The following is a 12,571-nucleotide window of genomic DNA, read 5'->3' as shown; positions in this document are numbered from 1 at the left end:
CCAGCTCAGGAATAAAACGTGCCAATAATGGCGCCATGAGATTAAATTTTACACATTTCGTCTTTTACTTTGCATTTATCCCGATTTTCACCGCTTCTGCCGAACTGGCGTAATCCCTGCAATACTTAATCCAGTATCGTGTGATACGTCCGCCCCAGGAGCACATTTTGAACAGGTTACCTTCCAGCGCATCGGCTCTGGCCTGCAGCGCACACGCACTGAATCTCATTGAAAAGCGCACGCTTGACCATGAGGAAATGAAAGCACTTAACCAGGAGGTTAGAGAATACTTTAAAGAGCATGTGAATCCGGGGTTTTTAGAGTATCGAAAATCGGTCACAGCCGGCGGGGATTACGGAGCCGTAGAGTGGCAAGCGGGAGGGTTAAATACGCTTGTCGACACCCAGGGACAGGAGTTTATCGACTGCCTTGGCGGGTTTGGCATCTTCAATGTAGGGCACCGTAATCCAGTTGTGGTATCCGCCGTCGAGAATCAACTCGCGAAACAACCGCTTCACAGTCAGGAACTGCTGGACCCGCTACGCGCGATGCTGGCTAAAACCCTGGCGGCCTTAACGCCCGGCAAACTGAAGTACAGCTTCTTCTGCAACAGCGGTACCGAATCGGTAGAGGCGGCCATCAAGCTGGCGAAAGCCTATCAGTCGCCGCGAGGTAAATTCACCTTCATCGCCACCAGCGGCGCCTTCCACGGCAAATCGCTGGGGGCGCTGTCAGCCACCGCCAAGTCGACTTTCCGCAAACCGTTTATGCCGCTGCTGCCGGGCTTCCGCCATGTGCCGTTCGGCGATATCAACGCCATGCGCACCATGCTGAGCGAGTGCAAGAAAACCGGCGACGACGTCGCGGCGGTGATCCTTGAGCCGATTCAGGGCGAAGGGGGGGTGATCCTGCCGCCGACGGGGTATTTGCCGGCGGTGCGCAAACTGTGCGACGAGTTTGGCGCCCTGCTGATCCTCGACGAAGTGCAGACCGGTATGGGCCGCACCGGCAAGATGTTCGCCTGCGAGCATGAGAACGTTCAGCCTGACATCCTGTGTCTGGCGAAAGCGCTCGGCGGCGGCGTGATGCCGATCGGCGCGACGGTGGCGACGGAGGAGGTCTTCTCGGTGCTGTTCGACAACCCGTTCCTGCACACCACCACCTTCGGCGGCAACCCGCTGGCCTGTGCGGCGGCGCTGGCGACCATCAACGTGCTGTTGACGCAAAACCTGCCGGCGCAGGCGGCGCAGAAAGGCGATATACTGCTGGACGGTTTCCGCCTGCTGGCGCAGGAGTATCCGGACCTGGTGAATGATGTGCGCGGGAAAGGCATGCTGATGGCCATCGAGTTTGTCGATAACGAGATTGGCTACGACTTTGCCAGCGAGATGTTCAGACAGCGGGTGCTGGTCGCCGGGACGTTAAACAACGCCAAGACGATCCGCGTTGAACCGCCGCTGACGCTCACCCTTGAGCAGTGCGAGCAGGTGCTGAAGGCGGCGCGTAAGGCGCTGGCGGCCCTGCGCGTCTCGGTTGCAGAGGCGTAATACACTGCCCCTCCCCCCGACCCTCTCTCCATGGGAGAGGGCCGGGGTTACCTTCTCCTCTGGTTTTCTCTCACACCTGCGGCAGCAGGCCGATAAAGCTGCGCTTCTGCCGCGGCTGCGACATCATCTCCTCCAGCTTTTCGACGCAGGCTAAATAGTGCGGGGTTTTCTTGTGCGCCAGCACCGCCTCATCGTCTTTATAGGCTTCGTAGATAAAAAAGCGGGTCTTCACTTCCGGATCCTGCAGGACATCAAAGCGCAGGTTGCCCGGCTCCCGCAGCGCGCCTTCGTGGTTGGCGCGAAATACCTCGAGAAACTCGTCGACCCGCTCCGGTTTGATATTGATCTCCACCAGCGTCACGTTCATTTCCGCTCTCCCTGTTTCTCTTCCTGCCAGAACTGGTACGCTTCGCGCGCGTTCAGATTCTCATGCACCACCTTTTTCACCGCCTTCAGCATCGCCCGTGGGGCGCTGGACTGGAAGATATTGCGTCCCATATCCACCCCGGACGCCCCCTGGTCGATCGCCCGCCAGCACATCTCCAGCGCCTCATGCTCCGGCAGCTTTTTGCCCCCGGCGATGACGATCGGTACCGGGCAGCTGGCGGTCACTTTCTCAAAACCGTCCTCAACAAAATAAGTCTTCACAAACTGCGCCCCCATTTCGGCGGCAATCCGGCTGGCCAGCGAGAAGTAGCGGGCGTCGCGGGCCATCTCTTTGCCGACGCCAGTGACCGCCAGTACCGGCATACCGTAGCGGTTGCCGGCGTCCACCAGTTTGATGATGTTATTGATCGACTGATGTTCGTATTCGCTGCCGATATAGACCTGCGCCGCCACCGCGCAAACGTTGAGACGCAGGGCGTCCTCCATCGCCACCGCCACGCATTCGTTGGAGAGTTCACTCAAAATCGAGTTACCGCCGGAGGCGCGCAGCACCACCGGTTTATTGGTCGCCGCCGGTACTTGACTGCGCAATACGCCGCGGGTACACATCAGCACGTCGGTCTCCTCGAACAGCGGCGCAATCGACAGGTCGATACGCTCCAGCCCGGTGGTTGGCCCCTGGAAGTAACCGTGGTCGAAGGCCAGCATGACCGTGCGGTTGCTGTGCGGATTAAAAATGCGCGCCAGCCGCGACTGCATGCCCCAGTCCAGCGAGCCGCAGCCTTTCAGGGTGTACAGCGTGTTCTGCTGCGGGCGGTCGAGGCCGAAGTCCTTGCCCTCTTTGATATCATCTAAATCAGCCATCTCATCCTCCGTCAGAAGTCGTAGTTATTGATGTTCTCTTTGCTGAACACCACGCGCTCCGGCAGCAACACGATACCGTTGCCCTTCGCCTCATACTGGTAGCCCTGCACGCTGTTCGGTTCGACCTTCAGCGAGCCGATATCTTTCACCTCAACGCTATCGCCGACGTTAAGATCGCCCTTTTTCAGTAATCGATCGGCGACGTTAACCGCAATTTTGCCCTGCTGAACCACATCCCACAGACCAAAGGCTTTCACCGTGCCGCGCTCCACGTAGGGGCGCATCACATTGGGTGTACTAAAGCCGACGATCGCCACGCCCTGACGCTTGAGGTTCTCCGCCGCCTGCGCCGCCGCCGGCAGGGCATTGGCATCCGGCGCGATAATGGCGTCGAGATCCGGATACGCTTTTAAGATCCCCTCGGCAGTTTGCAGCGATTTGGTGGCATCGTTATAGCCAAACTGGGTGGTGACGATTTGCCACTGCGGATGTTCTTTTTCGATTTTGGCTTTGGCTTCCTTCACCCACTGGTTCTGGTCGGTCACCGTCGGGCTGGAGTAGAAAAACGCCACTTTGGCAGCGGGCTTCGTCACCTGCTTTTCCGCCATCTCCACCAGCAGGCCGCCGAGCTGCTGCGGCGTGCCCTGATTGATATAGATGCTGCGGCACTCCGGCTTGGTATCGGAATCCCAGGTCAGGACTTTCACCCCGCGCTGCATCGCCCGCTTCAGCGCCGGACACAGGCCGTCCGGTGAGACGGCTGAGACGATAATCGCGTTGTAGCCCTGGTTGACGAAGTTGTTGATAAGCTGCACCTGGCCGGAGACGCTGGGCTCGGTTGGGCCGTCATAGGTAACATCCACGCCCAGCGCTTTCCCCGCCTCTTTCGCGCCGTTGCCGCCGCTGGTAAAGAAGCCGACGCCGACCAGCTTAGGAATAAAGGCGATACGGTCCGCCGCTTGCGCGGTTGCCACGCTCATCGCCAGCGCCAGCGTGCTGACCTGCAGGATACGTTTTGTTTTCATTGTTGTGCTCCGATTGTTTTACGCGAGAAAAGACGCCGCCAGGTCGTGTGCACCCATTCACGGTGCAGGCTCAGCGAACGCCCCATCACCACCACAACCAACAGCGCCCCTGACAGCGCGCTCGACACCTGGTTGGGGATGCCGACCATCTGTAAACCCTGTTGCAGATACCCCACCAGCAATGCCGCCAGCGCGGTACCCAGTATCGATCCCGAGCCGCCGTAAATATTGGCCCCACCGAGCACCGCCGCGGTCAGCGCCGGCATCAGCAGGTCACGGCCTAAATCCGAACGCGCCGAGCCGAAATAGGAGACCATCACCAGCGCCGCGACCGCCGAGGCAATACCGACCAGGCCATACAGCACATACGGGATGCCGTTCACCGACAGAGCCGCATAGCGGGCGGCGCGCGGGTTTTGCCCGAGTAAAAAGAGGTGGCGGCCAAAGCGCCCGCGATGGGCCAGCAGCCAGAAGAGAAAGGTGATACCCGCGAACAGCACCAGCGGCAGCGGCAGCCCGCCCAGGGTTAAATTGGCGAAGGCGGTGAAGCTGTCGGGAAAGCCGCCGATCCCCTCATAACCGGTGGCGCCGGCCATGCCGGAAAGCAGCAGCGCGCCGCCGCCGTACAGATACAGCGTCCCGAGGGTGATCACCAGCGGGCTGATGCCGGTGTAGTGGATCAGCGCGGCGTTGATTAGCCCGCACAGCAGCCCCAGCAGCAACGTCAGCGACACCGCCAGCCACAGCGGCCAGCCCGCCTGGGTCATCACCCCGAGGGCGATGGCGCACAGTCCGATGGTCGAGCCCAGCGAAATATCGATCCCGCCGCTGATAATCACCAGCGTCAGCGGCAGCGCGACGATGCCGATGCAGATAAAGTCGCTGGTGCTAAAGAGCAGCATATTGAGATCCAGCATGCGCGGATTCAGCGCGCCGAACAGCAGGATTTCCACGACTAATAACGCCAGCAGCGCGCTTTCCCAGTTAAGCTTCAGCTTCATTTAAGCCACCTCTTTGCTTTTGCGTTCGGGAAAGCGGGCAACCTGTTTGCCCCCTTTGTTGCCGGGCTGGAAACGACTGTACTTCAGCGCCCGCTGATGGCGGGCCAGCGCCTGGCGCAGGCGTCCATCAAGCACCAGCACCCCGAGCAGCACCAGGCCGGCGATAAAGTCATTCCACCAGGCAGGAAGGCGGAACAGCACCAGCACGGTGTCGATTTGGGTGAGGAAAAAGGCGCCGAGAAACGCGCCGAGCAGCGTACCGGTGCCGCCGAGCAGCGATATTCCGCCCAGCACGCAGGCGGCGATGGCTTTCATCTCCAGGCCGCTGCCGGTCTGATTGGGCACAAAGCCAATCTGCGCGGCGAAGACGATCCCGGCGCAGGCCGCCAGCATACCGTTGAGGGTAAAAGCCAGCATCCGTGTGCGATTGACCGCCACGCCCAGCTGGCGGGCAGCGGCGAGGTTATCGCCAACGGCGTAAAAATCACGACCAAAGGCGGTGCGCGACAGCAGCCAGCCGCCCGCCAGCAGCAGCGCCAGCACCAGCCAGCCCAGCGGCGAGACGCCGATAAACGCGGGCTCCGAGAGCGATTTCAGGCTGTCGGGCAAGCCTTCGATCCATTTCCCTCCGGTCCACAGCAGCATCACCCCGCGATACAACCCCAGCGTGCCGAGCGTCGCGACGATCGCCGGAATGCGCAGCCCCACCACCAGCAGGCCGTTAAAAGCCCCGGCCAGTGCGCCTATCGCCAGCGCGAAGGCGATCGCCGTCGCCAGCCCGTAGCCGTTGTTCAGCGCTACCCCAACGGCGATGGCGCTCAGGCCAACGGTGGAGCCCACCGACACGTCGATATTGCGGGTCAGCATCACCAGCGTCGCCCCCAGCGCCAGCAGGCACAGGATTTGTGAGCTGGCGAAAATCATCGCCAGCGTCTGCAGGCTGAAATAGGCCGGATTGAGCGCCACCAGCACGGCAAACAGCGCCACGATGGCAAAAAAGGCGCTCAGTTCGCGATTCTTGAATAACGTTTTCATGCCTGCCCTCCGAAGGCCAGGGTCATCATGCGATCGACGGTCACCGCCTGCCGCGCCAGCTCGCCGCTGTGGCGGCCCTGATGCATCACCAGCACCCGGTCGGCCAGACCGACGAACTCCTCCACATCGGAAGAGATCATCAGCACCGCCACATTTTGCGCGGCGACGCTTTTCAGCAGCTGATAGATATCGGCGCGGGCGGAGACATCCACGCCGCGCGTCGGCTCATCGACAATCAGCAGCAACGGATTAGCTTCCAGACAGCGCGCCAGCAGCACCTTCTGCTGGTTGCCGCCGGAGAGAGTGCGTACCGGCTGGTCGCCATCGGCCAGCTTGATCCCCAGCGCCCGGTGATAGCGCTCGACCACCGCCGCCTCCCGTTTCCCCTGCTGCCACCACGACGGCTGATTGAACATCACCGTGTTCCAGCGCACCGGCGCATCGAGAAACAGCCCGGAGACCTGGCGGTCTTCCGGCAGATAGACCAGCCCGCTGGCCAACCTGGCGCGGGTGCTCTCCTGACTAATCTCGCGGTTCTCCAGCCAGATCCTCCCGGCGCGCGGCGGACGCAGGCCGTATAAGGTTTCGGCAAATTCGGTGCGCCCGGATCCCACCAGCCCGGCAAGGCCGACGATCTCCCCGGCGCGGATCTCCAGACTGAGATCGATAAAACCTTCGCCAGTGAGATCCTCCACCCGCAGCACGGGAAAATCCTGCGCCTGGGTACGGCGGTTGCCCGGTAGCGCTAGCCACAGCTTTTGCGTGTCGCTCAGCGCATGGTCGCGGCTGGCCGGCGTCATGGCGCTGATAAGCTGTTGGTCGCCGTAGCCCGCCGTTTCGCCACTGAGCACCACTGCCCCGTCGCGCATCACCGACACATGGCTGGCCAGCTGGCGGATTTCCGGCAGTTTGTGCGAGATAAAGACGATCCCAACGTCCAGCGCCTGTAACGCGCGGATCTGGCTAAACAGTCTCTCGGTTTCACCCGGCGTTAAAGAGGCGGTGGGTTCATCCAGGATCAGGATCCGCGCCTCGCGCATCAGGCCGCGCAGGATCTCGACCATCTGTTGATCGGCCACTTCCAACATGCTGGCGCTGGCATCGAGGTTGATCTGGCAGTTCAGCTGCTGCAGTTTTTCCTGCAGCCGCGCGTTGGTATCCGCCCGCTTCGGCAGACGAAAGAGAATGTTCTCGCGCACGCTGAGGTTGGGAAACAGCATTGGCTCCTGCGGCACCAGATAGATGCCCAGCTGGTGGGCCAACGCCGGGTTAAGGCGCGCAAACGCGCGTTCGCCGATCGTCAGTTCACCGCTATCCGGGGTTTCGACGCCGGCGATGATCTTCATCAGCGTCGATTTACCCGCGCCGTTGCCCCCCATCAGCGCATGCACCTGGCCCGCGCATAGCGTAAAGTCGATGCCCTTCAGCACGGCAACGCCGGAGAACTGTTTGCGGATCTGGCGAGCTTCAAGCAGTGGCTTCATCGTCGCGCCTCGTTTGAACAAATGATTTTTAAATTTAATAATGTTCAAAAGCGTAGACGGTGAACTATATTTACAACCGTGCGAAGATCACAGTTTGGCGCTTTAGATCGTCCGGAAAAAAGCGGCCAGAGATGAAAGATCCGTTTTGCCAGTCGGCTCACACTTTCCGGCCGCGCAATAGCGAACATATGATCTAAATTTTTATAAGAGTTCAATTTATGAGCGAAAAACGCATTACGGAAGACCATCGCTACGCCGGGCTGGCGTTAGCCGAGGAAGAGCTGGTGGCGCGGGTGGCGTGGTGTTACTACCACGACGGCCTGACGCAAAACGACATCGGCGAGCGTTTGGGGCTGCCGCGGCTGAAGATTTCCCGCCTGCTGGAGAAAGGCCGCCAGTCCGGGGTGATTCGCGTGCAGATCAACTCGCGCTATGAGGGCTGTCTGGCGCTGGAAAGTGAACTCCAGCAGCGCTTTGGCCTCAAGATTGCCCGTGTGCTGCCGGCGCTCAACACCCCGCCGATGAATACCCGGCTGGGGATCGGTGCCGCGCAGTCGCTGATGGGCATTCTGCAACCGGGACAGCTGCTGGCGGTCGGCTTCGGCGAAGCCACCATGAGCTGCCTGCAGCATCTCAGCGGCTTTATCGGCTCGCAGCAGGTGCGACTGGTCACTCTCTCCGGCGGCGTCGGCCCCTATATGACCGGCATCGGCCAACTGGATGCCGCCTGCAGCGTCAGTATTATTCCGGCGCCGCTGCGGGTCTCGTCGGCGGAGGTCGCTGAGATCCTGCGCCGCGAATCCAGCGTGCGCGATGTGATGCTGGCGGCGACGGCGGCGGACGCGGCGGTGGTTGGCATTGGCGCTATCGATCAGCGGCGCGACGCGACCATTCTGCGCTCCGGCTATATCAGCGAGGGCGAACAGCTGATGTACGCCCGCAAAGGGGCGGTCGGCGACATTTTAGGTTATTTCCTGCAGGCCGACGGCCGGCCGGTAGAAGGACTGGAGATCCATCGGGAACTGCTCGGCGTGACCCTTGATGAGCTGGCGCAGCTGCCGACCATCGTCGGCGTCGCCGGGGGAGAACAAAAAGCGCAGGCGATTCATGCCGCTCTGATTGGCAAGCGCATTAATGGCCTGGTAACGGAAGAGACAACAGCACGCGCGGTGCTCACACTGGCCTCCTGACGGCCCGGCGCCGCGCGACAACAGTGAGGCGCATGTCATGAGTTACCTGTTAGCGTTAGATGCCGGGACCGGCAGCATACGGGCGGTCATTTTCGATCTTAATGGCCGCCAGCTGGCGGTGGGCCAGGCCGAATGGAAACACCTGAGCGTCGATAACGTCCCCGGCTCGATGGAGTTCGACCTTACCACCAACTGGCAGCTGGCCTGCCAGTGCATTCGCCAGGCTCTCGACGCCGCCCGGCTCTCTGCCGCCGATATTCAGTCCGTCGCCTGCTGTTCGATGCGCGAAGGGATCGTCCTCTATGACCGCAACGGCGAGGCCATCTGGGCCTGCGCCAACGTTGATGCCCGCGCCAGCCGCGAAGTGGCGGAGCTTAAGGAGATCCACGACTATCGTTTTGAATCCGAGGTGTACGAGGTCTCCGGGCAAACGCTGGCGCTCAGCGCCATGCCACGCCTGCTGTGGCTGGCGCACCATCGTCCCGATATCTACCGCAAGGCGGCGACTATCACCATGATCAGCGACTGGCTGGCGGCGAAGCTTTCCGGCGAGCTGGCGGTCGACCCGTCAAACGCAGGCACCACCGGCATGCTCGATCTGTTCAGCCGCGACTGGCGCCCGGCGCTGCTGGATATGGCCGGGCTGCGCGCCGATATGCTCTCGCCGGTGAAAGAGACCGGCACGCTGCTGGGCGCCGTCACCGAAGCGGCAGCCCAGCAGAGCGGCCTGCGCGCCGGGACGCCGGTGGTGATGGGCGGCGGCGACGTGCAGCTCGGCTGCCTCGGGCTCGGGGTGGTACGCGCCGGGCAAAGCGCGGTACTCGGCGGCACTTTCTGGCAGCAGGTGGTCAATCTGCCGCAGGTGCGCACCGACCCGCAGATGAATATCCGCGTCAATCCTCACGTGATCCCCGGCATGGCGCAGGCGGAATCGATCAGTTTCTTTACCGGACTGACCATGCGCTGGTTCCGCGACGCCTTCTGCGCTGAAGAAAAGCTGATTGCCGAGCGTCTCGGCGTCGATGCCTATTCGCTGCTGGAGGAGATGGCCAGCCGCGTACCCGCCGGTTCCCACGGCGTGATGCCTATTTTTTCCGACGCCATGCACTTTAAGCAGTGGTACCACGCTGCGCCATCGTTTATTAACCTCTCCATCGATCCGGAGAAGTGCAATAAAGCCACCCTGTTCCGGGCCCTGGAGGAGAACGCGGCGATTGTCTCCGCCTGCAACCTGGCGCAGATTTCGCAGTTTTCCGGGGTGACTTTCGACAGCCTGGTGTTTGCCGGCGGCGGCTCTAAAGGCGCGCTGTGGAGCCAGATCCTCAGCGACGTCACCGGCCTGCCGGTGCGGGTACCGGTGGTCCGCGAAGCCACTGCCCTCGGCTGCGCCATTGCCGCCGGCGCTGGCGCCGGGCTGTACGGCGATATGGCCAGCGCTGGAGAAAAGTTAGTGAGCTGGCACCGCGAATTCAGCCCTAATCCGCAACATCGCGAGCTTTATCAGGAGATGATGAGTAAATGGCAGTCGGTGTATGCCGATCAGCTTGGTCTTGTCGATAGCGGGCTGACAACATCGATGTGGCAGGCGCCGGGTCTGGAACGCCGCCAGCGCGTTGCGTCTTCCCCCTCACCCTAACCCGGTGGGAGAGGGAACCGTCCGGCGCTGGCCTGAATATCGGTGCCCGTCTTCGCCCTCACCCTAACCCTCTCCCGGCGGGAGAGGGAACCGTCCGGCGCTGGCCTGGATATCGGTGCCCGTCTTCGCCCTCACCCTAACCCTCTCCCGGCGGGAGAAGGAACCGTCTGGCGCAAGCCTGAATACCAGTGCTGGTCCGCCTTTCTCCCTCTCCCTTTGGGAGAGGGCCGGGGTGAGGGGCAACGCTTCGCCGTTCTTTGAATCCCATCACAATCACCGCACTCCCCTTTTCCCTTTTTCTCCACGACGGCTAAATTAGTAACTCATCCGACCACATAACAATAATTTTACATTGGAAGCCATTATGAGCCGCTATCCGTCGCTTTTCGCCCCGCTTGAGCTGGGCTTCACCACCCTTAAAAACCGCGTGTTGATGGGCTCCATGCATACCGGTCTGGAAGAACTGCCCGACGGCGCGCAGCGGTTAGCGGCCTTTTACGCCGAGCGCGCGCGTCACGGCGTGGCACTGATCGTCACCGGCGGCATCGCTCCCGCCCCGTCCGGCGTGACCATGGCCGGCGGCGCGGTGCTCAACGATGCCAGCCACCTGGCGCATCATCGCCAGATCACCGACGCGGTACATCAGGAGGGCGGTAAAATCGCCCTGCAGATCCTGCACACCGGGCGCTACAGCTACCAGCCCGCGCTGGTCGCCCCCTCGCCTCTGCAGGCGCCGATTAACCGGTTCACCCCTCATGAGCTGAGCCACGACGAGATCCTCACGCTGATCGATGATTTTGCCCACTGCGCCCAGCTCGCGCGGGAAGCAGGCTATGACGGCGTCGAGGTGATGGGCTCTGAGGGCTATCTGATTAACGAATTTCTCGCCGCGCGCACCAACCAGCGCAGCGATCAATGGGGCGGCGATTACGCGCGCCGTATGCGATTCGCCGTTGAAGTGGTCAAGGCCGTGCGCCAGCGCGCCGGTCACGATTTCATTATCATCTACCGCCTATCGATGCTCGATCTGGTCAACGACGGCAGCACGCTGGCGGAAGTCACTGAACTGGCCAAAGCGATTGAAGCGGCGGGAGCGACCATCATCAACACCGGGATCGGCTGGCACGAAGCGCGCATTCCAACCATCGCCACGCCGGTACCGCGCGGCGCCTTTAGCTGGGTCACCCGCAAGCTGAAAGGCGCGGTGTCGATCCCGCTGATCACCACCAACCGCATCAACGATCCGCAGGTCGCGGAGGATATTCTCGCCCGCGGCGATGCCGATATGGTATCGATGGCCCGCCCGTTCCTCGCCGACGCCGAATTTATGTCAAAAGCGCAGAACGATCGTGCCGATCAGATCAACACCTGCATCGGCTGCAACCAGGCGTGTCTCGATCGGATCTTCGTCGGCAAAGTCACCTCCTGTCTGGTCAACCCGCGCGCCTGTCATGAAACCCTGATGCCGGTCCTGCCTGCCAACGCGCCTAAACGGCTGGCGGTGGTCGGCGCCGGGCCGGCCGGTCTGGCCTTTGCCGTTAACGCCGCCGCCCGTGGCCATCAGGTCACGTTGTTCGATGCGCTGCTGGAGATCGGCGGCCAGTTTAATATCGCCAAACAGATCCCTGGCAAAGAGGAGTTCCACGAGACGCTGCGTTACTACCGCACCATGCTCGATCTTAACGGCGTCGATCTGCGCCTGAACACCCGCGTTACGGCAGATGATCTGCTGGCTTTCGATGAGACGATCCTCGCCACCGGTATCGCCCCGCGCCTGCCGGCGATCGCCGGGATCGATCATCCCAAGGTGCTCAGCTACCTGGATGTCTTGCGCGACAAAGCGCCGGTTGGCGCGAAGGTGGCGATCATCGGCTGCGGCGGCATCGGCTTCGACACCGCGATGTACCTAAGCCAGTCGGGCGTGGCCACCAGCCAGGATATCGGCGAATTCTGTCGCGAATGGGGTATCGATACCAGCCTGCAAACGGCGGGAGGGCTGAGTCCTGAGGGCCCGCAACTGAGTCAAAGCCCGCGACAAATTGTGATGCTGCAGCGCAAAGCGAGCAAACCGGGCGAAGGGCTCGGCAAAACCACCGGCTGGATCCATCGCGCGACGCTGCTGGCGCGCGGCGTGAAAATGATCCCGGCGGTCAGCTATGAGAAGATCGATGATGAGGGGTTACATGTGACTATCGGCGGTGAACGCCAGCTGCTGGCGGTGGATCATGTGATTGTCTGCGCCGGTCAGGAGCCGCGCCGCGATCTGGCGGAACCGCTGCGCGAGGCAGGGAAAACGGTGCATTTGATCGGCGGCTGCGACGTGGCGGCGGAGCTGGATGCGCGCCGGGCGATTGCCCAGGGCACGAAGCTGGCGCTGACGATTTAGCCGTGTCCCGGGGGCG

10 protein-coding genes are annotated in these 12,571 nt (G+C 61.8%); 4 read left to right on the top strand and 6 right to left on the bottom strand.

From position 1 onward, the window contains the following. Nucleotides 1-167: 167 nt before the first annotated feature. Nucleotides 168-1,547 carry a putrescine aminotransferase gene (gene ygjG / locus MKS11_RS00890; protein ID WP_032426172.1) on the top strand — a complete coding sequence of 460 codons (1,380 nt, stop codon included), beginning with the start codon at nt 168-170 and terminating at the stop codon, nt 1,545-1,547. Between the two features lie 70 nt (nt 1,548-1,617). Here the strand turns inward: ygjG and lsrG are convergent, their stop codons facing one another. The 6 genes from lsrG to lsrA are packed head-to-tail and all read right to left on the bottom strand — an operon-like array spanning nt 1,618 to nt 7,343. Further along, nucleotides 1,618-1,914: a (4S)-4-hydroxy-5-phosphonooxypentane-2,3-dione isomerase gene (lsrG, locus tag MKS11_RS00885; protein WP_004181386.1), complete on the bottom strand. Its 297-nt coding sequence runs from the start codon at nt 1,912-1,914 to the stop codon at nt 1,618-1,620. Further along, complete coding sequence (gene lsrF, locus MKS11_RS00880) at nt 1,911-2,798, bottom strand: 3-hydroxy-5-phosphonooxypentane-2,4-dione thiolase (protein WP_004206100.1); 888 nt, start codon at nt 2,796-2,798, stop codon at nt 1,911-1,913. The genes lsrG and lsrF overlap by 4 nt, the downstream gene beginning before the upstream one ends. An 11-nt stretch (nt 2,799-2,809) precedes the next feature. Beyond that, nucleotides 2,810-3,823 carry an autoinducer 2 ABC transporter substrate-binding protein LsrB gene (lsrB, locus tag MKS11_RS00875; protein ID WP_032456641.1) on the bottom strand — a complete coding sequence of 338 codons (1,014 nt, stop codon included), beginning with the start codon at nt 3,821-3,823 and terminating at the stop codon, nt 2,810-2,812. Then, nucleotides 3,820-4,824 carry an autoinducer 2 ABC transporter permease LsrD gene (lsrD, locus tag MKS11_RS00870; RefSeq protein ID WP_032456642.1) on the bottom strand — a complete coding sequence of 335 codons (1,005 nt, stop codon included), beginning with the start codon at nt 4,822-4,824 and terminating at the stop codon, nt 3,820-3,822. The genes lsrB and lsrD overlap by 4 nt, the downstream gene beginning before the upstream one ends. Continuing rightward, a complete protein-coding gene (gene lsrC, locus MKS11_RS00865) occupies nt 4,825-5,859 on the bottom strand; it encodes an autoinducer 2 ABC transporter permease LsrC (RefSeq protein ID WP_057212898.1) in 1,035 nt (344 codons plus the stop codon). After that, a complete protein-coding gene (gene lsrA / locus MKS11_RS00860; protein WP_048295619.1) occupies nt 5,856-7,343 on the bottom strand; it encodes an autoinducer 2 ABC transporter ATP-binding protein LsrA in 1,488 nt (495 codons plus the stop codon). The genes lsrC and lsrA overlap by 4 nt, the downstream gene beginning before the upstream one ends. A 218-nt stretch (nt 7,344-7,561) precedes the next feature. On the opposite strand from lsrA, the gene lsrR reads away from it, so the two are divergent. The 3 genes from lsrR (at nt 7,562) to MKS11_RS00845 (ending at nt 12,555) form a co-directional block, all read left to right on the top strand. Then, a complete protein-coding gene (lsrR, locus tag MKS11_RS00855) occupies nt 7,562-8,533 on the top strand; it encodes a transcriptional regulator LsrR (protein WP_087770953.1) in 972 nt (323 codons plus the stop codon). Between the two features lie 37 nt (nt 8,534-8,570). After that, nucleotides 8,571-10,169, top strand: a complete 1,599-nt coding sequence (lsrK, locus tag MKS11_RS00850) for an autoinducer-2 kinase (protein WP_080882060.1) — start codon at nt 8,571-8,573, stop codon at nt 10,167-10,169. Nucleotides 10,170-10,533: 364 nt separating this feature from the next. Beyond that, the gene (locus MKS11_RS00845; RefSeq protein ID WP_101865369.1) at nt 10,534-12,555 is read left to right on the top strand and encodes an NADPH-dependent 2,4-dienoyl-CoA reductase; all 2,022 of its coding nucleotides are present in this window, start codon (nt 10,534-10,536) and stop codon (nt 12,553-12,555) included. The last annotated feature ends 16 nt before the right edge of the window (nt 12,556-12,571 follow it).

The organism is Klebsiella sp. K5-45, assembly GCF_030128605.1.
Taxonomy (GTDB): Bacteria; Pseudomonadota; Gammaproteobacteria; order Enterobacterales; family Enterobacteriaceae; genus Klebsiella; species Klebsiella quasipneumoniae.
Note: the sequence above shows the minus strand (reverse complement) of the source record. Positions and strands in the feature narration are given on the sequence as shown.